Consider the following 26,086-nt stretch of genomic DNA (forward strand, 5'->3'; position numbering starts at 1 on the left):
CCCGGACGGCACCGGAGCCCCGACCGCCACTGCCGGTCGCCGCCGACCGCCACCGGTCGTTCTCGGGCTATCGTGCCGCCGTGACCAGCGCGGCGGAGCGCCCCCTCCTCTTCCTCGACGTCGACGGGCCCCTGATCCCGTTCGGGTCGCCGTCCGGTCACCCGCGGGCCGCTGCCGTCGCCGCCTGGGCGCCCGCCGATCGAGGGAACCCGCTGCTGACCCGGCTCGACCCCGGCATCGGGGCGCGCCTCATGGCTCTGGGCTGCCGTCTCGTGTGGGCGACGACGTGGCTGGAGGAGGCGAACGAGGTCGTCGCCCCCGCGCATCGGGCTGCCGAGGCTGCCCGTGGTGGAGTGGCCGGACGCCGGCGCGGAGGAAGGCCCGCGGGGTCTGCACTGGAAGACCCGCCCCCTGGTCGAGTGGGCCGACGGCCGGCCGTTCGTCTGGGTCGACGACGAGATCGGCGCCATGGACCGCCTCTGGGTCGCCGCCGGCCACCCCGCGCCGTCACTGCTTCATCGGGTCGATCCGGCCAAGGGCCTGGAGGACGCCGACTTTCACGCGCTCGCCGGGTGGCTCGATACCGTCGCGCCGGAATGAGCACCGCCCCAGGAGTCCGGCGGTGCGGCCCTCGCCGGAACCGTCCCCCTGCTGACGACTGCCGCGGACGTCCGGATACGGCCGCCCCGGCTGCGGGACCGACCGGTTCCTCACCCCTCGCGCCTCCTCCCTGCGAGAAGGAGACAAGGAGACACAGTGCCGCTGTTCTTGATGGGCATGCTGCTGCTCGTCGCTCTGGCCACTGCGGTGGCGGGCATCGTGACCGTTGTTCTGCTGCTGAACGACCCGCCCCTGCCCCTGCCCAGACTCTGCGCGGTTCTCGTTCTGGTCTTCGGCTCTTCGGCGGCAGCCGTGTACTGCTGCGGCTGGTTCTCCGTCACCGCGGGAGGGCCGTTTCCCGAGTTGTGCGAAGGCCAGAACGCCTCCGGTGCGGAGTTGGCAAGCGTTGAGCAGGCGTACTGGCCTCTGCGCAGCGCCTGCGTCTACTCCGACGGTGCGACGGTGGAGCACATCTCCACGTCGATCAACGTGTTCGTCTGTCTGCCGGCAGGTCTTGCCGTCGTCCTGGCCTGCGCCGGCGCAGTCCTGCGTCGGCGAGCCCTCATGGCCTCTGAGGGGTCGCGGTGACGGCGGTGGAGGCGTCGACAGCCGGGCAGCCAGGACACGGTCCGCTCTGCGGCCCGGCGGTGCCGGATGCCGCGGGAAGGACGGCCGCCGCCTCGGGTGCCGGTGGTCGTGCCCCTGGTCTCCGTGCAGCGTGCCGGGCCGTGGAGGGCGGGTGCTTTTCCGTGTGGTCCCGGTCGGCCGGCCCGGGGGCGGTGTTCGCCGGCGTCGGTGTTCAGCACCACTGCGACCGCGCGTGGTCCGCGACGATCTCCACGTGGAGGAAGCCGTCGTCCGGGCCTTCCACGACAAGGTAAGCGGTCGTGCCTCCCATCGGCTTGGTGAAGCAACCGGGCGCGGTCCGCGGTCGCCAGCCGTCGGCGCGGGCCGCCTCCCCGTAGTGCCGCAGGGCGTCCTCCGAGGAGCCGTCGTACCGGTACCGCGCCCCCACGACGACGAAGCGGTCGTCGTCGTCGCACTCCCGGTAGCGGTCCTTCCGGCCCGCCCCTTCCGGAGCCGCGTCCAGTACCGTCTCGACGGACATCACCTCGGCCAGCCGGTCCTCCTCCTCGCCGCAGCCGTGAACGGTCAGGAAGTACAGCGCGGGCAACCCCGCCAGCAGCAGTCCCGAAACGGCCACGGCGGCAGCCGCGCGGACTCCGGCCCCCGTTCCGCTCATGCCGCCGGACGCCGGCGCACCGGGCACCGGGGCTCAGCCCCCGGAGGAGGTGTTCCCGCGGCGGGTGACGACCAGGCCCGCGCCGCCGAGGACGACCAGGGCGATGGCGGTGCCGGCGATCCACGGGGTGGCGCTGGAGGAACCGGTCTCGGCGAGGTTGGTGTCGGTGGGAGTGCCGGCGACGGGAGTGGGGCTCGGACCGGTGAGGGTGTGGGTGGTGGTGCCGATCTCGGCGGCCCGGGTGAGGCAGTCGAGCATGCCGGTGAACCGCTGCTCGAAGCCGCCGGGACCCTCGACCGTGAAGTCGTACGGCCGGTCCTCGCTCAGCGGAACCGTCACCGTCCGGGACTCCCCGCCCGCGACGGTGTGCTCCGCACCCGCCACTTGGAAGGTGAACGGCTCGTCGTCCTGGTTGGCGACGGTGACGTCCACACCGCCCTTGGCGCAGTTCTCGCGGGCGGACAGCGCGGGTATCGCGCCCTTGAGCGCCCAGGTGGCGCTCGCCGTCGCCGAGACGGTCGACTCGCTGGAACCGGCGAGGATCTGCGTCTGGCTCCGGCTCTCGGAGACGAAGGCACGGCCGACGGGCACCGTGGTCGATGCCTGCGCGGTGAGCTCCGCGGTGCCCGCCGCCGCGTCCTCGGGCACCTCGAAGAAGATCTGGCTGCCGTCGGCCGCGGTGGTGACGGGCTCGCCGTTCCCGTCCACGATCCGCACCCCGCTCGTGGCGGCGTCCGCCGGCGGGGAGACGGTCACGCTGCGCGCGTCCGTGCGCACCGTGACCGGACCGATCGGTTCACCCGGGCGGCCGGAGACCGCGGGCGGGTCCAGAGCCAGCGACGCCTTGGGCTCCCCCTCGTCACGGGCGTTCTTCTGCAGGTAGTCGGCGAGCTGCTCGGCCTGGGGGTCGGCGGCGTCCACGGAGACGTCGTCGGAGTACCGCCAGATGGCCACCTGTGTGCCGGCCGCCGCGTCCTGCTCGGTGAGCCGGCCGCGTACGCCGGCCTTCTTCGCCAGCGCCGCGAGGTCGTTGACCTGCGGGTAGGAGTTCTGCAGGATCCAGCGGATCCGGCCGGCGTCCCCGTTGGTGCCCAGCGAGGTCCCGCTCCAGGCGGTCTCGTGGTACTTGGCGTCCTTCTGCGTGGGCGTCCGGATGTCGACGCAGTACGTCTGCAGCATGCCGCCGCCCTCGACGGACATCTCGAACAGTCCCGCCGACACCTGCTGGTCCCCGGCGGCGCCGCGTATCACGGCGGCGCCGTAGGTCTTGAGTCCGCTTATGGTCGCGGCCGCCCCGCTGTGATCCGGTGCCGTCTCCTCGTCGGCGGCCGCCGTCCCGGCACCGGCCAGTACGGCTGTGGCGACGAGTCCGGACACCAGCGTCCCTGCGGCGAGGCGGGCCGACCCGCGTCCGCGCGCGGGTCCCGCGGAGAACGAAGCAAACACCGAAATCCTTCCCGGGTGGGACCCGTTGACGTGGGGGGTGGCGGTCCCACCAGCAGAATCACCGGCCCCGAGAGTCCCGGGAGCCATGCCCGGCATCCTAAGGAGACGGCGATGCGCGCTTGCCGGTGATCGCGTCGGAGGAGTGATCCGACTCGGAATCGTTATCGCGGAAGCCGCCGCGGGCAGGTCTTATCGACAAATCCACCCGGGACGATTTGGTACGCATCCGTCGATGAGCCTCAGTTCGGTCAGCACCGGCACCGAGGCCGGATCACTGACCTCATGTCACCGCTGCGGGTTCCGGCTGACGTTGGCGTGCGTTTCCGTCCGTGATCGCCGAATTCTCCGCTCCGCTTTCCCAGTCGGGCTCGGGACGCTCCGGCGCGGAGGCCTGCTCCGGTCGCTGCGCGCGCCGGAAGGCGGCCGTGCCCCGGGCGAGGTCGTGGCCGATCGACACCGCGTCGATGTCCGCCGACATCCACCCCTGCTGTCCCTCGCGCGTCTCCGTACGCACCTTCAGCCGGCCCTGCACGATCACCGGTTCGCCCACCGACAGCGACGCCGCCGCGTTGGTGGCCAGCTGCCGGTTCGCCCACACCGTGAAGAAGTTGGTGTGCCCGTCCGCCCAGGCGCTCTTCTCCCGGTCCCAGTACCGGGACGTGACCGCGATCCGGAACCTCGCCGCGGGTCCGGACGCCATCTCCCGGTACACCGGCTGCGTCGCCACGTTGCCCACCACGCACACCATCGTCTCGTTCATCGTGTTTCCCTCCCTCGCCCGGATCCGCCGGCCGCGCACGGCGACACCGGCACCGGGCTGGTACGCGTACGGGCCCGTCCCGTACGGCTGCCGTCCGGCAGGGCGACCACGGACCGTCCCGCGATCGCCGTGCGGCCAGACTGCCTCCGTCGGGCCGGGCCCGCCGAGCGCTGTGGACCACCTCCGGTCTGTGGACATCCCCGTCACCCGAACGAGGCGCTCCGCTCCGGACCCGTCCTGCCCCGCCGCCGTCAGGCGCGGCTGGCCCCCGCCCCCACGACCCGTCCGTACTGCTCCCGCACCTCCCGGTACCGCAGCAGCTCCGCCGCCACCGGGTCCAGGACGCGGGCCCGGCCGCACCCCGCGGCCGCCTCCCGCAGCCGTCTCTCCGCCTCCTGCCCGTACCGCCGGGCGGGCCCCCGGGCCGCCATGCGGCAGCTCCACTCGACGAGCGGGCCGCCGACGATGCCGATCACCATCAGCAGCACCGGCACCCCCAGGTTCGGCGCCACGACCCCGACGATCTGTGCCAGCAGCCACAGCCCGCCGACGAACTGAAGGACCGTCATCGACACCTGGGCGAACACGGCCAGCGGCCACCACCCGGGCCGCGGCGGCCTTCCCGGCGGCAGTCCCGCGCGTACGGCCAGCTCGTCCAGCGCCTCCGGCAGGCCCTGGGAGCCGCGTACGGCCGCCTCCCGCACAGCCAGCGCCCACGGCGCCGGCAGTCCGGCGCAGGCGCGGTCGGCCACCGTGCGCACCGCCTGCTCCACGCGCTGCCGGGCCGTCGCCTCCGCGTCGGGCTGGCCGCGCAGGGCGACCCGGCCGGTGGACGGCTCGCCCCGCTCCTGGCACCAGCGCCACAGCCGGAGCCAGGGCGTGCCGCACGCGCGGTTGGCGTTGCGCAGCCACGCGCGTTCGGCCGCCTCGCCCGTGGCGGTGGCCCCCACGGCGTCCGCGAGCCGGTCGGCGAACTCCTCGCGCGCCTCCTCGCTCAGCCCGGTGCGCCGGCGGGTGGCGTACACCGGCCACAGCCGGGCCGCCGCGATGTCCACGTCCGCGGAGATCCGCCGGGCCGGGGCCCCGCGTTCGGCCACGAACCGGGCGAGCGATTCCCGCAGTTCGCCGACCCCGTCCCCGGTGAGCGCGGACAGCGCCAGCACGGTCGTGCCGGGTTCGCCGTACTCCCCCAGCACGATGCCGTCCTCGTCGAGCAGCCGCCGCAGATCGTCCAGGACCTGCTCGGCGGCCTCCCCGGGCAGCCGGTCGGTCTGGTTGAGGACGACGAACATGACCTCCGCGTGGGCCGCCATGGGCCGCAGATAGCGCTCGTGCAGCATGGCGTCGGCGTACTTCTCGGGGTCGACGACCCAGATGACCGCGTCGACCAGCCCCAGGACACGGTCCACCTGCTCCCGGTGCTGGACCGCCGCCGAGTCGTGGTCGGGCAGGTCGACCAGGACCAGCCCGCGCAGCCGCTCGTCGGCGTCCGCGGTCGCCTGGAGGGGGCGCCGCCTGAGCCTGGGCGGGATCCCGAGGCGTTCGATGAGGCCCGCCGCGCCGTCGCTCCAGCTGCACGCGATGGGTGCGGCGGTGGTCGGCCGCCGTACGCCGGTCTCCGAGACGGGCACTCCGGCCAGCGCGTTGAACAGCTGTGACTTGCCGCTGCCGGTGGCGCCCGCGATGGCCACGACGGTGTGCTGTCCGGAGAGCCGGCGCCGCGCGGTGGACTCCTCGAGGACCCGGCCCGCCTGCGCGAGGGTCCGGTTGTCGAGCCGGGCGCGGGAGAGCCCCACCAGCTCGCGCAGCGCTTCGAGCCGCGACCGCAGCCAAGGGTCGTACGCGAGCGGAACCACGGTCTGCGGCGCGGGTGTGCGGGCTGCCGCCACCCCGCCCTGCTCCTCGCCGGCGACCCCGTTCGCCCGGCGCGCGATCAGCCCGTCGTCCCAAGGGCTCGCGGTGTCCGTACGGGGTGCCCCTCCGGCCTCGCGGTCGGGGTGCTCGGGGTGTTCGGTGTGGTCCTGGCCAGTGACGGCGGTCACCGGTCACCTCTCCTTCTGCAGTACGGACAACGCGGCGATGAGTTCGGCCTGGGGCTCCGCGTGCACCTCGAGCGCGTCGAGCGGGGCGAGCCGGCGTTCGCGTTCGGTGTGCATGACGCGGTCCACGTGCTCGATGAGCAGCCGTCCGCCCCGGTCGCGCAGCCGCAGCGCGCCGTGCGCGCCGATCCGCTCGGCGATCCCCTCCCCGGCGGTCCGGGCCCGGCGACCGCCCAGCAGGGCCGTGGCGACCAGCGCGGCGACCGTCTCGGGGTCGGGCGCGGTACTGCGGTCCAGCACCCGCACCTCGTCCTCGGCGTACTCCTCGAGCTCGCGCCGCCAGCGCCGTACGGCCAGTCCGATGCGGTGCTCGGCGCTCTCGGGCACGGTGTCGCGGCCGGCGAGCTCGGGGGCGTCCGCCGCGGGTTCGCGCCGCCAGGCCTCGTCGACGCGTTCGTCGGCGGCGGCGACGGCGCACAGCAGCAGCGCGCTCAGGCTCTCCACCAGGGCGTCGAGGAGTTCGCCCGGGGTGCAGTCCAGGGGGAAGGCGCGCCATCGTCTGAGCGCGTCGCCGGCGAGTACGGCCCCGGCCTGCAGCCGGCCCCGCACGCGCGCGTGCTCGCTGTCGTACGCCCCGTCGATGGCGGCGGTGAGCCGCAGCGCGGCCGCGTACTGCGCGGCGGCGGCACCCGCCAGTTCGGGCATGCGGGTGTCGAGGGAGCCGAGGACGCCGTACGCGGTGCGGGCCATCACCTGCTGCCGGGCCGCGGGATCCAGTGCCTGGTGGACCAGCCAGGTCCGCAGCGAGGCCACGGCGGTGGCGGGCAGCAGGCCGCCGCCCCAGGCCGACTCGGGCAGCTCGGGCACGGTGAAGCGCGGTACGTGGCCGAGTCCGGCCTTGGTGAGCAGGGCGCCGTACTGCCGTGACACCTCGGAGACGACCTGGTGGGGTACGCGGTCCAGGACGGTCACCAGGGTGACGTCGTACTCCTTGGCGGTGCGCAGCATGTGCCAGGGCACGGCGTCGGCGTAGCGGGCGGCGGTGGTCACCATGATCCAGATGTCCGCGGCGTTGATGAGTTCGGCGGCGAGGACCCGGTTGTCGGAGACGAGGCTGTCGATGTCGGGCGCGTCCAGGAGGGCGAGGCCGGGCGGCAGGGTGTCGGCGGTCTCCACGCGCAGCACCCGCGCGGGGTTCTCCCCGGGGAGGAGCAGGTCGTCCGCGGGGTCCCGGTGGTGGGGCACCCACACGCGCGTGAGGTCGGGCAGCACCCTCATCCCGCTGAACCAGTGGTGGTCCTCCGGATGGCAGACGAGCACCGGTGTCCGGGTCGTGGGCCGCAGCACGCCCGCCTCGCTGACCCGGTGGCCCACCAGGGAGTTCACCAGGGTGGACTTCCCGGCTCCGGTGGATCCTCCGACGACGGCCAGCAGGGGCGCTTCGGGATCTCTCAGCCGGGGCACCAGATAGTCGTCGAGCTGCGCGAGCAGCTCGTCACGGTTGGCACGCGCGCGTGCGGCCCCCGCCAGGGGCAGCGGGAAGCGGGCGGCGGCGACACGGTCGCGCAGGGCGGAGAGCGCGTCGAGCAGCTGGGGCCGTACGTCCAAGGTCACCACATGCGAAGAATGCCCAATTTTGGGGGAATTCTGAAGCATATGAGTATGCCTGCGCGCCGACAGGACACAAGGGACGGAAGGGACGACCGCGACGCGTGCGCCCTCCAGGCATAACGAGTGCACAACACCCGGTGCGCGAGAGACCAAAAGCGGTGCACGATTCGTACCTGCCTGCGATTATCAGGACCGCTTCACCGAACCTCCACATCGAGGCACGGAGGCGAGGCAACAGGGGGCAAGGATGCGGGAGCCCTATCCTTGTCTCCGGCAACGTCACGGACAGGCCCGGACCCGGGCACCACGACGACAGGCCACCACACCGGCCCCCGTAGCTCAGTGGATAGAGCAGGCGCCTTCTAAGCGCTTGGCCGCAGGTTCGAGTCCTGCCGGGGGCGCCAGTCTCCGCCCTCCCCATGGGGAGGGCTTTTTGTCGGTCGGGGCCGGCGTCAGCCTCCACGACCGGCTCCGCCGGGTGGTTCCGACCCACGGGAGCGGCGAGAAGTGGCTCCGCCGGGTGTTCGACCGTCAGGTCCGTGGGCGGTCCGCGCACAGGCGCGGCCAGCGAGAAGAGGCCGTCAGGGGTTCCCGGACGACCGCCCGCCCGCCCGTCCGTCCGAGGAGTGGGCCCCCTGCCCGTCCCCCGAGCCGACGAATCCCGTTCACGACGGTACGCGCCGACGGCGACGACAGCGGACGGCGGCAGCCATCAGCGGTCGGTCACGACGGTGGGGCCGGCCGAACGAAAGGCGCCGGAGGCGCGGTCCGGGTGCCCTGCCGTGACCGGCGGGAGAAGCCCTCCACGGGCCGACGGGAAGTCAGCCGCGCCCTGGGCGAACAGACCATGGCCGCCCTCGAGACCTGGCGGCTCGGCGCGAGCCGTGGTGCGGCACCGCCCGCTTCACCGGCTTCACCCAAGCCGCCCGCACCCCCTGCTCTGCTCGAGCGGAGGCCGAGAACAGCTCAGCGCCCGGAGCAAGGTCCGGCTGGAGACCGTGCGGATCGCCCTTGGCCCGCCGACCTGGATGCCGACGCTCGCCCTGGCCGGGAGACCCGGCCGCAAAGGCCCCGCCCCCTGCGGTTCCGCCTGTTCGCCATGGCAGCCCGGCTTGTCATCACCGGCCGACGCCGAATCCTCTGCCTCATCCGACATGGCACACGTAATGGTCCGCCGATTCCGTCGGCGGACCATTACGCGAGGTCGGGGTTCAGGGATTTCCGGAGCACAACATGCAGGCGGGCAACGCGCTGACCCGAGGGTCCAGGTCTCAGAACCCACAGGCCGGTTCCCGGCAGGTCCTCAGCGTGTACGAGGACGGGACACGCGGTCAGCGGTGTTCGTACGGGCGGGGGAAGAGTGCACCGTCCGCCACGCGCACCAGGTCGGTCTCCTCACCGATGTGCTTGGAGCAGTCGATGTTGTTGTCGGAGGATGAAAAATTCGTCTGGTCGATGTCCTCGCTGACCTCGCAGCTTTGGTCCTGCTCGTTGCTGCCGCGATTCGACGGGTCGCCGTCGGCCGCCTGCGCGGTCCCGACGGCACCACCAGCGACGGCCAGAGCGGCGAACGCGCAGACGAGGGCACTCTTGAACTTCATATGCTTCTTTCCTCTCGGATTTTCCTCACACGGGTGCGCTGGCACAGGCCTGCACGACCGGCCAACAGCCCAGCCCCACGGAATCCCTTTCCGCTGCGAGCAGTTATATCTGCAAGTTATCCGATCCAACTATCACCAAGCGGTGAGCGAAGTTCCATTCGAGACGGCATTACTCCGATCAGGTGGCGTCGGCACCGTTCAGTTCGCAGCCGGTTCCTCTCGATCACCGCTTCGGCATCGGCCATTCGCGCACCCTCGGCAGCCCTCTCCGTTCCGGAAGCGCCACCGCACCTCCCCCACGAGGCCACGACCCCGAAGTGCGCATGCACGAGGCCGATGATCCTGAACCCCATCGACAGGGGCCGCAAGCGATGGACCATGCCCAGGAAAGCCCCTGAACGCCTTCTGGATCACCTTCGAGAACAGCTGCGCCCCAACCACCCGCTGAATAGCTCAACGGGCAAGAGGAATACCTGGGTTGACACCCCCGGGAGGGCATCTTCGCCACCTGTAAGGGCTTACGGACCTTTCCGGCCGGTAAACGACTCCGCCGGAATAACCCGGCATTGGGCAACTGCGCCAGTACTGTGTGGTTCTTGGTAGTTACGGAATGGTTCGATGTCTTTCCGTTTTCCCCTCTTCCTGCCGTTCTCCGGAGCCGCTCATGCGCACTGCCGTCATCACCGCCCAGAACCCGCCCACCGTCGGGCGCCCCGGGCCCGTTCCCCCGGCGTCGGGGCAGGTGGAGGAACGGGAGCTCGTCTTCGAGGGCTTCGCGTACGAGTGCCGCATCGTCCACCAGCCCGCGCCGCTGACCGCGCCGCTGGTGCTGCTCGGAGGCTCGTCCCAGAACAGGTACTCGTGGCAGGGGCACGAGAAGTACCTGTCGCCGCTCGCCACTCTGGTCACCGTGGATCTTCCCGGTTACGGCACCGCGGACTTTCTGCCCGCCCGGTACGGCATCGACTTTCTCGCCGCCGCGGTCAGGCACATGCTGGTCGAGATCGGAATGCCGCGCGTGAATCTCTTCGGCGGCTGCTTCGGCGAAGTCATCGGGCTGCGTTTCGCGCAACTCCACCCCGAGTTCGTCACCCGCATCGTGTTCTGCGCCGCGGCCAAGCGCTTTCCCGAGCTCTACACCCACGCCGTCCCCCGTCTGACCCGTGCCCTCGAACGCGGCGAGATCGAAGAGGCCGCCGAGGGACTGGTGCGGATGTTCATGTCGAACCCGGGCGCCGGACGGGTGCGCCGGCACGCGGCCGTGACCCGTCTGCTCCACCGGCAGTTCCTGAACCAGACGCCGGACGAGCTGGAGAAGGTGGTCGAGCACAACACGAGGCTGCTGACGCACGGTTGCTACGAACCCCTGCCCGTCCCCGACGTGCCCTCCCTGGTGTTCAACGGAGAGTACGACACCCTGTGCACCCCGCAGATGGGCCGGGAGCTCGCCGCGGTGATGCCCTCGGCGCGGTTCACCACCCTCAAGGAGACGGACCACCTGGTCACCGTCGAACGCCGGGAGGAGTCCTCGGACCTGATCGGCCGGTTCTTCACCGACCGTCCGATCGACGGCCTGCCGTACTGCAACGCCGTGGAGTCCCTGGGGTACGCGGCCGGTTGAGGCCGCTGCCGTCCGAGAGCCGCGTGCGCGGTCGCCGCCGGTGACGAGCCGGCGGCTCAGCCATGCCGCCGGCTCCCCTCACGCGTACCGGTAGATCCGGCCGACGTCCTCCAGCTCGGCCGGTGTCACGTCCCACGGCGGCAGCCGTTCCTGACGCGCCACGACCCGGCCGTGCTGCGCGTCGCCGGAACCCGGCGGAGTCGCGGGCAGATAGCGGGCCCCGCGGTGCCGGCGTTGCCATTGGTGCCACTGCAGGTCGACGAACGCGTGGTGCAGCCAGAAGACGGGATCGTTGACGGAAGCACTGGTGAGCATCACACCACCGACCCAGCGGTGCACCCGGTTGTGATTGCGCCACGAGGCGCTGCCCCGGCCGGTGCCCCAGCCCTCCAGCCGGTTGCGGAGACCCCGGGTGACCGTCGAGTCCCAGGGCGTCACGTCGTAGTCGGGTTCCTTCAGCGCCCACTCCAGGTCGCTCTTGGTGGGCAGTTCGATCGAGGCGCTCCTGCGGCCGAGGTCCCTGGTGAGGAACTCCCCTTCGGTGACCCTCACCTTGATGTCCCAGTTGCCCTCGTGGTGGGCGAACGGTCCGGTCATCACCCGGTGGTCGGAGCGGCGCCCGTTGCCGCCGAGGAGATCCGCCGTCCACGGGGTGGAGGTGGTCGTGCGGTCGCGGGTCCAGTCCCAGTACGGAAGGGTCACCGAGGAGTCGACCCGGCGCAGGGCGCTCTCCAGGTCGAGCAGGAACCGGCGGTGCCAGGGCAGGAAGGAGGGCGCCATGTGCGCGATGCGCAGTCCGCGCTCACCGTCGGACGAATAGTGGGCGATGTGTATCCGTACGAACTCGTCGTACTCGCCCCGCCGTTTGATCTCGAGCAGCGCGTTGACGAACCGGCGCTTCTCGTCGGCCGTGAGTGTGCCGGCGTCCTTACGCACGTACGCCATGACGGCCTCCTCCGGGCGAGTGTGCCGTGCCGTCGTCCGAGCCCGCGCGCAGCCCCTGGCCGGGGGGAAGGGCGTCGACGGCCGCGCGGGCGGCCTCGAGCGGTGTCCGGTACGAGCAGTAGTGGTCGACCTCGCTCAGCCAGGTGCCGTCGGCTCGGCGCATCAGATGGAGGGGCCGGTCGTCGACGGTGACGTGCCACCGGCCGTCCTCGGCCGCATCGCGTGCGGGGAACCACGTCCCTCGGATACGGCGGCCTCGGTGGATACGGTCGAAGGCGGCGCCGTCCGGAACGCCGTCCTCACGCGCAGGCCGGAGGTACGGGGACCGGGAGGCGGCGAGCAGCGGCGCCAGGGTGACGGTGAGGGCACAGGCACGCAGACCGCGCACCACCTCCCGCCGGGTTCCGCCCACCGGGCCGGGCCGGGCCGCTTCCGGTGTTCCGTCCGTGATGTCCACCGGTGTCCCACCGGTGTTGACGACCATGGTCCACTCCTTCGTCCGTGCGGTTGTCCGTAGTAATAACCGCTGGTCGCCTTTTGCGGTCACCGCCGCGCCAGGAGCAGGAACCGTATACACGAAAGGGCGGCTCCCTCCGTGGGAGAACGCCTCCGGGCTTTGGAGGACGGTCACGTCCACGACCGGGACCACCTCCTCCTCGACGGCGGGCGGCGCCCCGGCGACACGGCGGGCGACGGCTCCGGTCCCGATCGACGGCCCGGCGAGGACGGCGCCGGCTCTCCGTCCCCGACCGGCGCGTTCGAGCGGAACTCCGTCGCACAGCACCCCGGTTGCCGGCCGCCGGTGGTCGTCCGGCCGGACGACCACCGGCGGCCTCGAAGGCCGTTCTCCTGTACGGGGCCGGCTCGTCGAGTCAGGCCGCGCAAGGGAGTCGAAACGCAGCACCCGCCCGCAAGGGGGACGCGGAACGGGCGGCCGGAGAAGCGGGAGAGTTGACACGGATAGCGCTCCATAACGCCAATGGATTCATTGGATCACTCTTTCAGCGGCATGACTCATGCGGTTCGCCGTCGTTACCTCGATGCTGATACTCGTGCCGGGCCTCCAAAGAAGCCCGGCACCACATCGTCCGCTCGTATCGGATGTACGAGCCAACAGCGGAGGTCCATCTTGCGCCGGAAAGAAGTAGCCGTTCTCTCTCTGTCGGCTGCCGCCCTCTTGATGGCGGGAGGAGGGAGCGCCCACGCCGAGGACGGGCCCAAGTTCCAGAACGACAACAAGATTTTCTCCTGCACGGTTCTGGAGGTCATCGACATCCCGATCCTGTCGTCCGCCAACAACAACATCGACTGCTCGACCAATTACAACGTCGAGCAAAAGGAGTACGTGACGGTCGAGGACGACCACCAGAACTGACCCGGATGGAGCAAAACCTTCCAGTGAGCCCCCTCGTTCACTGGTTGGTAACGTCGGAGGGCATCGCAGAGCACTCGGCTAAAAGATGTAAATTAGCGGATATCTGCGGAGCCGGCGTTAGAACTGGGAAAGAGTGTGCTACAAATCCCAGTCACAGAGACTTTCCGCTCTGCCAGTCCCGGAAAGATGAAGAGAAAAACATCCCTCCACGAGGAGAAGAAGTGAAGCTCAGCAAGGCCCTCATCACCACCGCCGCCACCGCCATGGCCATTGTCGGTGCCGGAGCCGGAGTCGCTCAGGCCGCGAACGACGGCGACACCATCTCCGAGAGCTGCAAGGTGACCGAGATCATCGACATCCCGATCCTCTCGTCCGCCAACAACAACATCGACTGCTCGAAGAGCGTCGAGCAGGAGACGTCGCTGCACGTCGAGGACGAGGACAGCGCTCAGTCGGCCGTTCTCCTCCCCCTCTACGAGGACGACAAGGGCAAGAAGCACTGACCTTCGCAGCCCGCCGAGAACAGCGTTTAGCTGGGCGAGCCGAGAAGGCACCGTGCCGCTCCGGCAAGGCCGGAGCGGCACCATAAGCAAGGAGAAGCCCCCATCACCCTGGGGGCTTCTTTGCGTGTCCGGCCGGTCCGCGGGTGCCGCCGAAACGGCTCGAGCCATCGCGATGGAATCCTCATGACGGGCGGGGCATCAAGTCGCTCCCGTCTGCGAGCGGGTCAGCGCCACGCCGGTTCGGGCGGCGGGCGGAATTCGCCCGGAAGCCATCCGTCCCTCTCGGAGCCGGCATCCGCCATTCACCTGTCCGGCAGATTCGCGATCACATCGGGCCCGGAATTCATTGGCCCCACTCCGGAGCCGAAAAAAGGGTGAAGCGGCCAACTCCCCCCACTCGGAGCAATGGCCGCCCCTGGTGACCTTGCACCACCCACTCGGGGGAAAGTGCGGGCCGGCCCCTTACGGATACCGGAACCCCGGGACGGGGAATTCCACGGGTCCACATAGGTGACCGACCGCGTCCCGCGACCGAAGCACCGAAGCACCGAAGCACCGACAGGAAAACCCTCGGCCACACCCCGGCCCGCCGACCGGCAGCACACCTTCGGCCGATCCCTGCCGCGATCGGGAAAGCGGCGCGGCACGCGCCGAGTGCGATACGCCGTGCGGGCGGAGCGCGCATGCGCGTTCCCCCTCCCCCGGTGAACGCCGGATCCCGCGCCCCCGGCGGGAGCGCCCGCGCCCACCCACAACCGGTCATGCGCCGTTCGCGGTTCCTCATTCACCCCGTTGCCCGCCCTGCCGGGTGGGCCCGGTTCCCGTTCCGTGGGGCGGCGGAACGGCCGTACCACAGCAGCGGCACGACGAGGCCCGGCTTCACGGTTTCAACACACATGTCGACATTCACTGATATTCAGCTGATTTGTCCGTTTGGTGTCTAGAGTGATGAACCTCCCCGCGCATTCCTCCGGGCGGACGCAGCGCACTCGTCCTGCTGCCTGCCACCGGCCACCCCTGTTCCGAAAGGCTCCGACGGTCATGCGTCAATCCCTGGGCCAGATGCTCCGCCATGCGGCAGTGGGCGTCTTCTCCCTCGCAGTGATGTGGGCACCCTGCGGCTCCGCGGCCGCCGCGCCGGTCGCGCCCTCCCCGGAGGCCGACGGCCTCGCCTTCTCCCAGCGGTACCGCGCGGTCCAGCACGGCGGCATCGTGCGGGCCGCCAACTCCTCCGCCACCTGCCGTGCCCAGGCGTCCTCGTGCCGGAACGTGCAGGCCGGCGGGCGGGGGGTGAACGGCGACTTCGACATGTTCTACATCGACGTCGACAGCGACCCGAACACGTACAACTCCTCCCGCGCGGAGCTCCGTCTGCCCGCCGGCTCCCGGGTGACGTACGCCCGCCTGTACTGGGGCGGCAACCTGCTCGCCGGTGAGCAGAAGCCCTGGCAGGACAACGGGCGGGTGCTGATCGCCGAACCCGGCGGGGAGTACAAGGAGTTGCTCGCCGACACGGTGGTGGGGCACCGGGTGGCGGACGGCGCGGACGCCTTCCAGGCCTCGGCGGACGTGACGGAACTGGTGCGGGACAGCGCGCCGGGGCTGTACACGGTGGCGCAGGTCAACGTGGCCATGGGCAGATCGGCGGCCGGGACCTGGGGCGGCTGGACGCTGGTGGTGGCGTACGAGAACCCGGAGGAACCACTGCGGCACCTCGCGCTCTGGGACGGGTTCGCCCCGCTGGGCGGCCGCTCGGGGGTCGAGATGCCGCTGAGCGGCCTGCCGTTCCCGGCGGGCGCCGGGGGCCGGGCGGGACTGGTGGCGTACAACGGCGACCGCGGCACCGCCGGCGACTCGCTCGTCCTCACCTCCGGCGGGCCCGTCCCCACCGCGTTCGCCGACCGGGCCAACCCCTTCGACGACGTCCTGAACTCCACCATCGCCGATCCCCGCGAAGCGTCTCCCGAGCGGGTACCGGCGTACGCCAACACCCTCGGCTACGACTCCGACGTGTTCGACCTCGAAGGGGGCCTGCCGCGCGCCGGTGACCGGGTGGCCTTCCGGCTCATGTCCCAGCGGGACGCGGCATGGGCGGGCGTGCTCTTCGCCGCCGTCGACGCCCGGCGGTGAACGCGTCCGCGCCGAGCGCCTTCGGGAACACGGAAACCCTGCCCGTGAACCCCGCGAACCCCGGGAATCCCGCGGACCCCGCGGACCTCGCGAACCCCCCAGCCCCCGCGGACCCTGCAGATCCCGCGGAGCTCGCCCACCCCGCCGACCCCGCGGCCGGCGGCCGCCGGCCGCGGGTCCTGCACCTCACCCAGCCGGTGGACGGCGGAGTGGCGCGTGTCGTGACGGACCTGGTGCGAGCCCAGCTCGCGGACGGCCTGGACGTCACCGCGATCTGCCCCGCCGGCGCGTTCTCCGACCGGCTGCGGTCGCTCGGCGCGCACGTACGGCACTGGGAGGCGACGCGCTCGCCGGGCGCCTCGCTGGCACGGGAGGTGCGGCAGCTGGCCCGGCTGATCGACGAGGTGCGCCCCGAGCTGGTGCACGCGCACAGCGCGAAGGCCGGGCTCGCCGGACGGCTCGTGGTGCGCGGGCGCATCCCCACGGTGTTCCAGCCGCACGCCTGGTCGTTCGAGGCGGTGGGCGGGAGCACGGCGGCCCTCGCGCTGCGCTGGGAGCGGTGGGCGGCCCGCTGGGCCGCGCGGGTGGTGTGCGTGAGCGAGGCGGAACGCGCCACCGGCGTGCGCGCCGGGATCGCCGGCCGCTGGGTCGTCGTGCCCAACGGCATCGACCCCGACCGTTTCCGCCCGGCGCCCGCCGGCCCCGTACGGGCCGGGCTCGCGCCGCTGGCCGGACCGGGCGCGCGGGCGCCGCTCGTCGTGTGCGTGGGCCGGCTGTGCCGGCAGAAGGGGCAGGACGTCCTGCTGCGGGCCTGGAACGCCGTGCTGCGCCAGGTGCCCGACGCCCGTCTCGTACTGGTCGGCGACGGGCCGGACCGTGACCGGCTGCGCACGGCCGCCCCCGGCTCGGTGCTGTTCGCGGGGGCCGTCGCGGACGCCTCCCCCTGGTACCAGGCCGCCGACCTCGTCGTCCTGCCGTCCCGCTGGGAGGGCATGGCGCTGGCCCCGCTGGAGGCGATGGCCTGCGGGCGGCCCGTGGTCGTCACGGACGTCGACGGCGCCCGCGAGAGCCTGCCGCCCTCCTTGGCCGCTCCGTGCGTGGTGCCGCCGGAGGATCCCCGGGCCCTGGCGAGGGCGGTCGGCGAGCTGCTGCTCGACCCGGCGCTGCGCGCGTCCCTGGGCGACCGGGGCCGCCGGCACGTGCTGTCCCTCCACGACGTGCGGCACACCGCGCGGGCGGTCGCCGACGTCTACCACGACCTGCTCGGCACCCGGCCCGCCACGGCGAGGACACGCCCGTGCCGGGCGGCCGGGGGCGCCGAGGCCGACCGGACGACATCTCGTGTCGATCCCTCCGAGCACAGGGAGTGCCTCCACTCGTGACTGCCGAACACACCGTGCCCTCCCCCGGCGTGCCGCCGCGGGACCACGGATTCTCCTCGCCCGTCTCCGTCATGCCGCCGCGCGGCACCGACACCGGCCCCCGCCTGCCCGCCCCGCCGCCCCGGACGGCCTCACCGCTGCCGCTGCTCGTCGCGGACGGTGCCGCCGTCCTGCCCGCCGCGCTGGTGCTGCCCGGGGCCCGGCACCATCCGCTGCTCGTCGCCCTGCTGATCGCGGTGTCGCTGCTGCTGCGCCCGCGTGACACCCGGCCGCTGGTGCCGGGACTGCTGGAGGAACTGCCCGCCGTGTGCGGCCGTGTCGCGGTGGTCTGGACGGCCGGCGCGGCGCTGTGGGCCGCGTACCGGCCGGAGCACGCGCTGTCCGCCGGCACCGTGCTGACCGGGCTGGCCGTGCAGGCGGCGGCGGCCTGTGCGCTGCGCGCGGCCGTGCACGGACGGCGGCGGGCCGCGCTGCTGCGCCGCCCGCACGCCGCGCTCGTCGTCGGGCCGGCCGGGACCGCGCAGCGCGTGGCCACCGCCGTGCTGCGCCACCCGCGCTGCGGGGTGCGGCCGGTGGGGATCGTCGCCGAACAGCCGGACGGCGCCGAGGGCGTGCCGGTGCTGCGCACGGACGAGGAGGTCGAGCGGGCGGTCATCCAGAACGGGGTGCGGGCGGTGCTCGCCGTCCATCCCTCGGTACGGACCGAACAGGGGCCGCTGCTGCGGGCGCTGGCCGAGTCGGGCTGCGCGGTCTGGGAGGTCGACGCCGACCCGGCGCCGTACCCGGCGCGGGAGCGGCTGGCCGGGTTCTCCTGCCGCCGGCTGGACTTCGCCCCGCCGCGCGGCGGCGGCCTCGGCAAGCGGATGCTCGACATCCTGGTCTCGGGGACGCTGCTGCTGCTGGCCGGCCCGCTGCTGCTGGTGTGCGCCGTGACGCTGCGGCTGGCCGACGGGCCGGGTGTGGTGTTCCGGCAGGAGCGCATCGGCCGCAACGGGGAGCCGTTCACGCTGCTGAAGTTCCGCACCCACCGCCCGGTCGACGAACACGAGTCGGCGACCCGGTGGAGCGTGGCCAACGAGCACGAGATGCGCTGGTTCTGCCGCATGCTGCGGCGCACCTCGCTGGATGAGCTGCTCCAGCTGTGGAACGTGCTCCGCGGCGACATGAGCCTGGTCGGACCCCGACCCGAACGGCCCTACTTCGTCGCGCAGTTCAGCCAGACGTATCCCGGTTACGCGGCCCGGCACCGGATGCGTACCGGTATCACCGGCCTGGCGCAGATCCACGGGCTGCGCGGCGACACCTCGATCGAGGACCGGTGCCGGTTCGACAACGCCTACATCGACGACTGGTCGCTGTGGCGGGACATCTGCATCCTGCTGCGCACCGCGGCCACGCTGGTCCGTCCGACGGGGAGCTGACGCCACGTGAGCCACGTCCTCGTCCCGCCGCGCCGAGCCGCTGCCGCCCTGGCGCCGGTCCTGCCGCTGGTGGCGGTGGTCGCCCTGGCGGGCCTGCCGTCGGCGGGGGACGGCGCGGGGCCCGCCGACGTGGTGTCCGCGCTGGTGGCCGGGTACTGCGTGATCCGGCTGCTGCGGGAACGGCGGCGCCCGCTGTCGCCCCGCGCGGCCGTGGTGCTGGGACTGCCCGTCGCGGGGCTGGCGCTCGCCGCCATGGGGGCGGTCTCGCCCCAGGCGGCGTTCGACGGCCTGGGCCGCTATCTGCAGGTCTTCGTGCTCGTCCCGGCCGTCGTCCTGGTGCTGCTCCGCGGCCGGGCCGACTTCCGGGCGCTGGCCTGGTCGTTCGTGGGGCTCGCCCTGTGGCAGGGGACCGTCGGGGTGCACCAGTACGTCACCGGGACCGGTGCCTCGTACCAGGGTGAGACCGTCCGCGCGGTCGGCACCTTCGGGGCGCAGGACGTGATGGGCATGGCGACGGCGGTGTCGCTGGGCGTGGTGTGCGCGGCGGGGATCGCGCTGGGGCGGGCCCCGGTGTGGCAGCGGACGGCCGCCGCCGGGTGCGCCCTGGTCCTGGTGCTGCCGCTGGCGCTGTCCTTCAGCCGGGGCGCCTGGATCGCGACCGCGCTGGCGTGCGCGGTGCAGCTGGCGCTGGCGGGGCTGCGGCGCGCGGTGAAGGTGGCGGCGGCCGTGGTCGCGGCGGGCGTCGTCCTGACGGGCGGCTTCGGGGTCGGTACGGCGATGCTGCAGGAGCGGATCGACAGCATCACGGAGGTCGCCGACACGCCCGACCAGTCCGTCGTCGACCGGTACACGCTGTGGGCGGCGGCCACCGGCATGTGGCGCGAGCACCCGCTGACCGGTGTGGGTCTGAAGGGCTTCCCCGAGTACCGCGACGGGCACGCCACCCTGGCGCTGTCCTCGGGCAGCGACATCGCGGGCGCCGGCGAGGAGTACCACCGGCAGGCGCTGCTGTCGCCGCACAGCATGTACCTGCTGGTGCTGAGCGAGCAGGGCCTGATCGGGCTGCTGGCGCTCGCCGGGAGCTGGCTGGCGCTGCTGGTGTGCGCGCTGCGGCGCCTGCCGCGGGCCCGCCGCCGCGGCCCCGGCCTCGACTGCGCGCTCGTCGCCGTCGGCCTCCTGCTCTGGCTGCTCACCGACTTCGTCTACGGCGACATCGGCGGCCCCTCGACCGTCCTGACCGGCATGGCGCTGGGCCTGACGGCGTGGTGGGCGCTGTCCCGCGACGACCGGGCGGACGCCGCTCCGCAGGACGGGGCGCCCGCCCGCATCGAGGAGGCCGCGACCCGATGACGATGCTGCCTTCACGGACTCCCGGTTCCGAGCCCGCCGGATCCGAACCCGGCGGGCTCAGGACCGGCGGTCCCGAAGCGGGTGAGCCCCGGACCGGCGGGCTCAAGACCGGCGGCCCCGCCTCCGGCCGGCCCGCGGCGGACGCCCCCGCGGCGGACGGGCCCCGGCCCGCGGAAGCCGGGCCCACCGGGCCCCCGGCCGGCATCCGTACGACGGCCGGCACCCGCACGACGGCCGGTGATCCCGTGCCCGGCGGCTCGGGGTCCTGCGGCCCCGCGCCCGACGGGCTCGAGGGCGCGGCGGGTGCCGTCGGGCCGGGTGGTGACGGTGGTGAGTCGGGCGCGGTGTCCCGGAGGTTCCTCGCCCGGGCCGCGCTGGGGACGGCGGTGCTGTCTATCGCCGGGTCGGTGCTCGGGCTGGTGCGGGACCAGTCGCTGGCGCGGTTGTTCGGTGCCGGGAGCGACACGGACGCCTTCCTGGTCGCGTGGACCGTGCCGGAGATCGCCGCGACGCTGCTGATCGAGGACGGGCTGGCGATCGCACTGATCCCGGCGTTCAGCGTGGCGCTGGCGCGCCGGGCCCGGGGCGCGCCCGGCGACCCGGTGCGCGAGCTGGTCAGGGCCACCCTGCCCCGGCTGTGCCTCGCCTTCGCCGCGGTGACGGCGCTGGTCGCCGCCGGGGCCCCGTACCTGGTCCGCGTCCTGGCGCCCGGTCTGTCCGATCCCCGCCTCGCCGTCGACTGCACCCGGCTCACCGCGCTCAGCCTGCTGGCCTTCGGGCTCGCCGGGTACTGCAGCGCCGCCCTGCGGGCGCACCGCCGTTTCTTCGCACCGGCGGCAATCTACGTCGCGTACAACACCGGCATCGTGGCAACGATGTTCCTGTTCGGCGGCGCGTGGGGGGTGCGCGCGGCGGCCGCCGGGGTCGCGGTGGGCGGCTGTCTGATGGTGGCGGTGCAACTGCCGTCCCTGTGGCGCCGGCTGGCCTCGCCCGCACCCGCGCCCGCCGCGACCGGGCCGGCGGACGGGGAGCGGCCGGTGCGCCTCGCCCTGATCGCCGCCGTGCTGCTGTTCGCGCTGTGCCGCCAGTCGCAGGTCCTCGTCGAACGGTTCCTGGCGTCCTCCCTGCCCGCCGGGTCCATCTCGCACCTCAACTACGCGCAGAAGGTCGCCCAGATCCCGATGACGCTGTCGCTGATGGTGTGCACCGTCACCTTCCCCGTGGTGGCGCGGGCGCTCGCCGAAGGCGACACCCGCCGGGCCCGCGCCCGGGTGGAACGGGACCTGGTGCTGGCGTCCTGTGTGGTGCTGGCCGGCATGTGCGCGGTGATCGCCTGCGCCCCGCAGATGATCGAACTGCTCTTCCAGCGCGGCGCGTTCACCGCCGCCGACACCACCGCCACGGCGAACGTCATGCGCGTCTACGCCCTCGGTCTGCTCGGCCAGACCCTCGTGGGCGCCCTCGTCCGCTGCTACTTCTCGGCGGGCCGCCCCAGCTGGTACCCCCTCGGCGTGATGGCGGCCGGCATCGCCGTCACGTCCCTGGTCGGCGCCGCGACCGTGGGCCGCTGGGGGGTGGCGGGGATCGCCGCCGCCAACGCCCTCGGCATCACCGCCACGGCCGTACTGCTGCTGACCGGCCTGCGCGCACCCCGCCCCGGCGACACGGCCGGCGTCACGGTCGGCGTCCGCGAGGTCCTGGGCCGACTGAGCCGGCCCGTGCTCGCCTCGGTCCTCGCCGTCGCCGCCGGGGCGTTCGCCGCGAGCCGCTTCGAGTCCCCGGTGGCCGCCCTCGCGGCCGGCTGTCCGGCCGTGGCCGCCGTCTTCGTGCCGCTCGCCCTGTCCGTGCCGGTCGCCCGGCGCTCCGTATCCGCATCCGCATCCGCACTGCGCTCCGTACGCACCGTCACCCGAAGGCTCACACATGGCCGCTCCCGTTGATTCCGTCGCCGCCGGCACTCCCTCCGCGCCCCGTCCGGGCCCCGTCCCCTGGGTGGCGATGTACCACTCGGTGGGTGACTGCTCGGACGATCCGTACCGCATCACCGTCACCCCCGAGCGGCTCGGGCGGCAGCTGGCCTGGCTGTGCCGGCGGGGGCTGCGCGGCGTGTCCGTCGCCGACCTCCTCGCCGCGCGCGCCCGGGGCGAGGGCCGGGGCCTGGTCGGCCTCACCTTCGACGACGGCTACACCGACTTCCTCACCGGCGCCCTGCCGCTGCTGCGCCGCTTCCGCTGCGGCGCCACCCTCTTCGTCCTGCCGGGCCGGCTCGGCGGCGACAACGCCTGGGACCCGCTCGGCCCGCGCAAACCGCTGCTGACCGCGGACGGCATCCGGCGCGCCGCCGACGAGGGCGTGGAGATCGGCTCGCACGGCCTCACCCACGTCGACCTGACCCGCGCGGACGACGCCACGCTCACCGCCGAGGTCGCCGAGAGCCGCGCCCTGCTCGCCGAGTTGACCGGCGCCCCGGTCGACGGGTTCTGCTACCCGTACGGCACGGTCGACGCGCGCGCCGTCGAGGCCGTGCGGAAAGCGGGCTACACCTACGCCTGCGCCATCGACCCCGGCCCGCTGACCGGCCCGCACGCCCTGCCGCGCGCGCACGTCGGGCAGAACGACACGGCGTTGCGCCTGCGCCTCAAGCTCCGGCTGCACCGGCTGCGCCGGCGTCCGGTGGAGGGCGTGTGATGAGGGCGCTGCACATCATCACCGGTCTCGGTGTCGGCGGTGCCGAGCAGCAGTTGCGGCTGCTGCTGCGTCATCTGCCGGTCGAGTGCGACGTGGTGACGCTCACCAATCCCGGCGCGGTCGCCGACGGGCTCGGCGCCGACGGCGTGCGCGTCGTGCACCTGGGCATGGGCGGCAACCGCGACCTGGCCGCGCTCCCCCGTCTGGTCCGGGTGATCCGGGCCGGCGGCTACGACCTGGTGCACACGCATCTGTACCGGGCCTGTGTCTACGGCAGGATCGCCGCCCGGGTCGCCGGGGTGCGCGCGGTCGTGGCGACCGAGCACTCCCTGGGCGACACCCAGATGGAGGGCCGCAGGCTGACGGCCGGGGTGCGCGCGCTGTACCTGGCGAGCGAGCGGCTCGGGTCGGCGACGGTCGCCGTCTCCCCGACGGTGGCCGACCGGCTGAAGCGCTGGGGCGTGCCCGCCCCCCGCATCGAGGTCGTCCCCAACGGCATCGACCTGGACCGTTTCCGCTTCGACCCGGAGCGGCGGGAGCACACCCGCCGGCGCCTGGGCCTGCCTCGGGGCGCGTTCGTCGTCGGCGGCGTCGGCCGGCTCACCCGGGGCAAGCGGTTCGACGTCCTCGTCCGCGCTCTCACCCTGCTGCCGGAGGACCACTGGCTGCTGCTGGTGGGCGGCGGCCCCGAGGAACACGTGCTGCGCCGCACCGCGCACGAGGCCGGGGTGGCGGGGCGGGTCCTGTTCACCGGCGAGCGTCCCGTCGTCCCCGACGGCACCCCCGGCCCCGACCTGCCCTCGCTGACGGCGGCGATGGACCTGTTCGCCTCCCCGTCCGCGGAGGAGGCCTTCGGTCTGGCCGCCGTGGAGGCGCTGGCGTCCGGCCTGCCCGTGCTCTACGCCTCCTGCCCGGCGATCGAGGACCTGCCCCCCGAGGCCTGCGCCGACGCCCGGCAGGTGCGCGGCGGCCCCGGGGCGTACGCCCGCGCGATCGCCGAGGTCCGTACGGCGGGCCCCGGACCGCGCACGGCCGGCCGGGCCGCGCACCACTACAGCATCACCCGCAGCACAGCCCGCCTCATGGACGTGTACACGGCGGCCGTCACCGGCTCGTCGCCGTCCGCCGCACCGTGAGCCCCCACCGCACCTTCGAGGGAGCAAGCCCGTCATGACCGACACCCCGACCCGTCGGCTCCGTTCGTCCCTGGACCGTGTCAGAAAGCTGCCCGCCTGGTCCGCACTGGTGGCGGGCACGCTCCTCGGCGGTCTGCTCGGCGGCGCGTACGGCCTGCTGACGCCCCGGGCGTACACGGCCACCAGTTACGTCGTCGCCGTACCGACCGGCAAGGCCGGCCCGGACGCGGCCAGCGGCTTCGCGCAGGCGTACGGCCGGGTCGCCACCCAGGTCGCGGTGCTCGGCGACGCGCAGGTGTGGGCCGGGGTGCCGGTGCGGACGCTGCGGGACAGCGTGCGCACGGCGACGTCGCCGGACGCGCCGATGGTCGCCGTCACGGCCACCTCCGAGCAGCCCGAACTGGCCGTCGACATGGCCAACGCGGTCTCGCGCGCGCTGACCCGGCACGCCGAGAACACCAAGGGCAGCACCCAGGTCCGGCTCGTGCAGTTCTCGCGCGCGGTGAAGCCGGGCAAGCCCTCGTCCGCGCCGTCGGGGGTGACCGCGCTGGTGGGGGCGAGCGCGGGCGGCCTGCTGGGCGGCCTGGTGCTGCTCGCCCGGCCGGGGCGGTCCGGCCGGAGCGACGACTCCGCCCCCGCCGCCTCGGTGCCCGGCCCGTCCACCGCCGCCGATGTGCAGCGGTGACGCGGCCGGGGTCGCGCTAGCGGGTGCGCGACCACCAGTCGAAGCGGAGGCAGAGTCTCCCGCCGAGCCAGTACTCCACCCACCGGCCCAGGTCCAGCGGCGAGCAGTTCTCCGGCAGCGGCGTGCCGGGCACGGTCGGTACGGGAGTGGGTGCCGGGGTGTCCGGCTCCCCCTCGTGCGTGCGTCCGTGGAGCACGGACCTGTAGACGCGGGACGAGTCCGGGTTGTCGTCGCACTGCCACACGCCGTGCGGGCAGTAGTCGGTCAGCGTGTTGTAGAGCGGCTTGTGCCGGTCGATCCACGCGAGCATGCGCCGCATGTACTCGGGATTGTCGCCGTTGCGGAAAAGCCCCCATTCGGGATAGGAGAGGGGTTTTCCGTGGGCCCTCGCGAAATCCACGTGCGCCTGGAGTCCGTACGGTTCCTCCACCTGTTCGTCGAAGGAGTGCCCGGCGGGCTGGTCGTAGGAATCCATGCCGACGATGTCGACCGTGTCGTCCCCGGGGTAGCACTCCGGCCAGGGAACGGCGTCCCGGCCGCGGCTCGGTGCGAAGTCGAAGCGGAATTCCTGGCCCGGCACCGCGCGCATGGTTCTCACGATCCGGTTCCAGTACTTCTTCCAGGATTCCGGGTCGGGACCGCAGCGGTGGGTGTAGGTGACGCCGTTCATCTCCCAGCCGAGCACCAGCACCGTGTCCGGCACCTTCAGCTCGACCAGCCGCTCGGCGAGGGCACGGAAGTGGTGGTCGAACTCCCCCGCCGCGCCCCGCCGCAGCAACTGCCGGACCTCGTCGTCGGGAACCCCCTCCTCGTTGCGCTCCTGCATGGGGACGTTGAGGACGAGCATCCGGTCGTCGTCGGCGTTGCGCCAGCGCGCCCACGACTTGAGGAAGCCGATGTCCCCCTCGATGTCGCTCCAGTGGTTGCCGGGCAGGTAGGTGTGGCCGACGCGCAGCTCGGCACCGCCCAGCCAGCGGCTGAGGTGCTTCATGCGGGCCACTCCGCGCGCGTCGGAGGCGAGGAAGGCGCCGAAGGCCGGAACCTGAGGGCGCGGCACCGGCAGGACCGGGGCGAGAACCGACGGGAGGCCGACGTCCGGGACGGCGGGGACCGGCGGGAAGCCGACGTCCGGGATCGCGGGGGTCTGAGGGTCCGCGGGGACCTGAGGGACTGCGGGGACCTGAGGGGCGGTGGAAGCCTGCGGGTCCGCGGGGACCTGCGGACCCGTGGGGACCTGCGGACCCGTGGGGACCTGCGGGTCCGCGGGGGCCGTGGGAGTGGCCACGGGCCCGTCCGGGGCCGGCACCGCCGGACGGGGGTCGTCGGTTCGCACCGCCCCCGCCGCGGGTCCTGCCGCCAGGGCGGCGGACACGACGACCGCCGCCGCGCCCACGGCCATTCCGCGGGCCCGGACCCGCCTGTGCTGTGGGGCCATTGGCTGCTCCTCTTCTCACTCACATCCGCCTTCTGCCCGACATCACTGTTTTTGACGGACAGTCATATGAATTCAGGCACAAGAAATACGAAGGTGCCAATGTCACTGCGGCTTT

Annotated in this window: 21 protein-coding genes, 1 tRNA gene and 1 pseudogene; 14 read left to right on the plus strand and 9 right to left on the minus strand. The window is 73.0% G+C overall.

Translation table 11 applies throughout. The annotated features are described in order from the left end of the window. Nucleotides 1-80: 80 nt before the first annotated feature. Together AB0A94_RS07180 and AB0A94_RS07185 are read left to right on the plus strand one after the other, a co-directional pair. Nucleotides 81-600 (plus strand): annotated as a pseudogene (locus AB0A94_RS07180) (HAD domain-containing protein). A gap of 156 nt (nucleotides 601-756) precedes the next feature. Further along, a complete protein-coding gene (locus tag AB0A94_RS07185; RefSeq protein ID WP_361740085.1) occupies nucleotides 757-1,188 on the plus strand; it encodes a hypothetical protein in 432 nt (143 codons plus the stop codon). A gap of 211 nt (nucleotides 1,189-1,399) precedes the next feature. On the opposite strand, the gene AB0A94_RS07190 is transcribed toward AB0A94_RS07185, so the two are convergent. From AB0A94_RS07190 to AB0A94_RS07210, 5 genes are all read right to left on the minus strand, one after another. Continuing rightward, nucleotides 1,400-1,804 carry a hypothetical protein gene (locus AB0A94_RS07190; RefSeq protein ID WP_361740087.1) on the minus strand — a complete coding sequence of 135 codons (405 nt, stop codon included), beginning with the start codon at nucleotides 1,802-1,804 and terminating at the stop codon, nucleotides 1,400-1,402. Nucleotides 1,805-1,876: 72 nt separating this feature from the next. Beyond that, complete coding sequence (locus AB0A94_RS07195; protein ID WP_361740090.1) at nucleotides 1,877-3,289, minus strand: Cys-Gln thioester bond-forming surface protein; 1,413 nt, start codon at nucleotides 3,287-3,289, stop codon at nucleotides 1,877-1,879. Nucleotides 3,290-3,569: 280 nt separating this feature from the next. Continuing rightward, nucleotides 3,570-4,049, minus strand: coding sequence for a single-stranded DNA-binding protein (locus AB0A94_RS07200; protein WP_361740093.1), 480 nt, complete (start codon nucleotides 4,047-4,049; stop codon nucleotides 3,570-3,572). Nucleotides 4,050-4,300: 251 nt separating this feature from the next. Further along, complete coding sequence (locus AB0A94_RS07205) at nucleotides 4,301-6,091, minus strand: YfjP family GTPase (RefSeq protein ID WP_361740096.1); 1,791 nt, start codon at nucleotides 6,089-6,091, stop codon at nucleotides 4,301-4,303. A 3-nt stretch (nucleotides 6,092-6,094) separates the two neighbouring features. After that, nucleotides 6,095-7,705, minus strand: a complete 1,611-nt coding sequence (locus AB0A94_RS07210; RefSeq protein ID WP_361740099.1) for a dynamin family protein — start codon at nucleotides 7,703-7,705, stop codon at nucleotides 6,095-6,097. A gap of 322 nt (nucleotides 7,706-8,027) precedes the next feature. Here AB0A94_RS07210 and AB0A94_RS07215 point away from each other — a divergent pair. Next, nucleotides 8,028-8,103: transfer RNA gene (locus AB0A94_RS07215), tRNA-Arg, on the plus strand. 927 nt (nucleotides 8,104-9,030) lie between these two features. On the opposite strand, the gene AB0A94_RS07220 is transcribed toward AB0A94_RS07215, so the two are convergent. After that, complete coding sequence (locus AB0A94_RS07220) at nucleotides 9,031-9,300, minus strand: hypothetical protein (RefSeq protein WP_361740102.1); 270 nt, start codon at nucleotides 9,298-9,300, stop codon at nucleotides 9,031-9,033. Nucleotides 9,301-9,964: 664 nt separating this feature from the next. Between AB0A94_RS07220 and AB0A94_RS07225 the strand changes: the two genes are divergently transcribed. Further along, nucleotides 9,965-10,921 carry an alpha/beta hydrolase gene (locus AB0A94_RS07225; protein ID WP_361740105.1) on the plus strand — a complete coding sequence of 319 codons (957 nt, stop codon included), beginning with the start codon at nucleotides 9,965-9,967 and terminating at the stop codon, nucleotides 10,919-10,921. Nucleotides 10,922-10,999: 78 nt separating this feature from the next. On the opposite strand, the gene AB0A94_RS07230 is transcribed toward AB0A94_RS07225, so the two are convergent. Together AB0A94_RS07230 and AB0A94_RS07235 are read right to left on the minus strand one after the other, a co-directional pair. Continuing rightward, nucleotides 11,000-11,866 carry a tyrosinase family protein gene (locus AB0A94_RS07230; RefSeq protein ID WP_361740108.1) on the minus strand — a complete coding sequence of 289 codons (867 nt, stop codon included), beginning with the start codon at nucleotides 11,864-11,866 and terminating at the stop codon, nucleotides 11,000-11,002. After that, nucleotides 11,850-12,350, minus strand: a complete 501-nt coding sequence (locus AB0A94_RS07235; protein ID WP_361740111.1) for a tyrosinase family oxidase copper chaperone — start codon at nucleotides 12,348-12,350, stop codon at nucleotides 11,850-11,852. The genes AB0A94_RS07230 and AB0A94_RS07235 overlap by 17 nt, the downstream gene beginning before the upstream one ends. A gap of 696 nt (nucleotides 12,351-13,046) precedes the next feature. Here AB0A94_RS07235 and AB0A94_RS07240 point away from each other — a divergent pair. The 10 genes from AB0A94_RS07240 (at nucleotide 13,047) to AB0A94_RS07285 (ending at nucleotide 24,536) form a co-directional block, all read left to right on the plus strand. Further along, entirely contained in the window at nucleotides 13,047-13,241 is a 195-nt protein-coding gene (locus AB0A94_RS07240) for a hypothetical protein (protein ID WP_361740113.1), read from the plus strand. 221 nt (nucleotides 13,242-13,462) lie between these two features. Further along, entirely contained in the window at nucleotides 13,463-13,744 is a 282-nt protein-coding gene (locus AB0A94_RS07245) for a hypothetical protein (RefSeq protein WP_361740116.1), read from the plus strand. A 1,041-nt stretch (nucleotides 13,745-14,785) separates the two neighbouring features. After that, on the plus strand, nucleotides 14,786-15,874 hold the full coding sequence (locus AB0A94_RS07250) for a DUF3344 domain-containing protein (protein WP_361740119.1): 1,089 nt from the start codon (nucleotides 14,786-14,788) through the stop codon (nucleotides 15,872-15,874). Nucleotides 15,875-16,053: 179 nt separating this feature from the next. Next, a complete protein-coding gene (locus AB0A94_RS07255; RefSeq protein WP_361740606.1) occupies nucleotides 16,054-17,256 on the plus strand; it encodes a glycosyltransferase in 1,203 nt (400 codons plus the stop codon). Then, nucleotides 17,253-18,677 carry an exopolysaccharide biosynthesis polyprenyl glycosylphosphotransferase gene (locus AB0A94_RS07260; RefSeq protein WP_361740122.1) on the plus strand — a complete coding sequence of 475 codons (1,425 nt, stop codon included), beginning with the start codon at nucleotides 17,253-17,255 and terminating at the stop codon, nucleotides 18,675-18,677. The genes AB0A94_RS07255 and AB0A94_RS07260 overlap by 4 nt, the downstream gene beginning before the upstream one ends. Before the next feature lie 6 nt (nucleotides 18,678-18,683). After that, complete coding sequence (locus AB0A94_RS07265) at nucleotides 18,684-20,027, plus strand: O-antigen ligase family protein (RefSeq protein WP_361740125.1); 1,344 nt, start codon at nucleotides 18,684-18,686, stop codon at nucleotides 20,025-20,027. Beyond that, complete coding sequence (locus tag AB0A94_RS07270) at nucleotides 20,024-21,967, plus strand: lipid II flippase MurJ (protein ID WP_361740128.1); 1,944 nt, start codon at nucleotides 20,024-20,026, stop codon at nucleotides 21,965-21,967. Before AB0A94_RS07265 ends, AB0A94_RS07270 begins: the two co-directional genes overlap by 4 nt. Further along, nucleotides 21,951-22,715 (plus strand): polysaccharide deacetylase family protein, encoded by a 765-nt coding sequence (locus tag AB0A94_RS07275; protein WP_361740131.1) that lies wholly within the window; start codon nucleotides 21,951-21,953, stop codon nucleotides 22,713-22,715. The genes AB0A94_RS07270 and AB0A94_RS07275 overlap by 17 nt, the downstream gene beginning before the upstream one ends. Beyond that, a complete protein-coding gene (locus tag AB0A94_RS07280; RefSeq protein WP_361740134.1) occupies nucleotides 22,715-23,851 on the plus strand; it encodes a glycosyltransferase in 1,137 nt (378 codons plus the stop codon). Before AB0A94_RS07275 ends, AB0A94_RS07280 begins: the two co-directional genes overlap by 1 nt. A 34-nt stretch (nucleotides 23,852-23,885) precedes the next feature. Further along, on the plus strand, nucleotides 23,886-24,536 hold the full coding sequence (locus AB0A94_RS07285; protein WP_361740137.1) for a lipopolysaccharide biosynthesis protein: 651 nt from the start codon (nucleotides 23,886-23,888) through the stop codon (nucleotides 24,534-24,536). Nucleotides 24,537-24,552: 16 nt separating this feature from the next. Here the strand turns inward: AB0A94_RS07285 and AB0A94_RS07290 are convergent, their stop codons facing one another. Beyond that, entirely contained in the window at nucleotides 24,553-25,971 is a 1,419-nt protein-coding gene (locus tag AB0A94_RS07290; protein WP_361740140.1) for a glycosyl hydrolase, read from the minus strand. Nucleotides 25,972-26,086: the final 115 nt, after the last annotated feature.

This window comes from Streptomyces sp. NPDC044984, assembly GCF_040646935.1.
Taxonomy (GTDB): Bacteria; Actinomycetota; Actinomycetes; order Streptomycetales; family Streptomycetaceae; genus Streptomyces.

Coding starts and splice junctions, on each gene's coding strand:
- AB0A94_RS07235 (WP_361740111.1), bottom strand. CDS start 12,350: ATGGTCGTCAACACCGGTGGGACACCGGTGGACATCACGGACGGAACA.
- AB0A94_RS07270 (WP_361740128.1), top strand. CDS start 20,024: ATGACGATGCTGCCTTCACGGACTCCCGGTTCCGAGCCCGCCGGATCC.
- AB0A94_RS07285 (WP_361740137.1), top strand. CDS start 23,886: ATGACCGACACCCCGACCCGTCGGCTCCGTTCGTCCCTGGACCGTGTC.
- AB0A94_RS07250 (WP_361740119.1), top strand. CDS start 14,786: ATGCGTCAATCCCTGGGCCAGATGCTCCGCCATGCGGCAGTGGGCGTC.
- AB0A94_RS07220 (WP_361740102.1), bottom strand. CDS start 9,300: ATGAAGTTCAAGAGTGCCCTCGTCTGCGCGTTCGCCGCTCTGGCCGTC.
- AB0A94_RS07200 (WP_361740093.1), bottom strand. CDS start 4,049: ATGAACGAGACGATGGTGTGCGTGGTGGGCAACGTGGCGACGCAGCCG.
- AB0A94_RS07240 (WP_361740113.1), top strand. CDS start 13,047: ATGGCGGGAGGAGGGAGCGCCCACGCCGAGGACGGGCCCAAGTTCCAG.
- AB0A94_RS07275 (WP_361740131.1), top strand. CDS start 21,951: ATGGCCGCTCCCGTTGATTCCGTCGCCGCCGGCACTCCCTCCGCGCCC.
- AB0A94_RS07290 (WP_361740140.1), bottom strand. CDS start 25,971: ATGGCCCCACAGCACAGGCGGGTCCGGGCCCGCGGAATGGCCGTGGGC.
- AB0A94_RS07230 (WP_361740108.1), bottom strand. CDS start 11,866: ATGGCGTACGTGCGTAAGGACGCCGGCACACTCACGGCCGACGAGAAG.
- AB0A94_RS07225 (WP_361740105.1), top strand. CDS start 9,965: ATGCGCACTGCCGTCATCACCGCCCAGAACCCGCCCACCGTCGGGCGC.
- AB0A94_RS07280 (WP_361740134.1), top strand. CDS start 22,715: ATGAGGGCGCTGCACATCATCACCGGTCTCGGTGTCGGCGGTGCCGAG.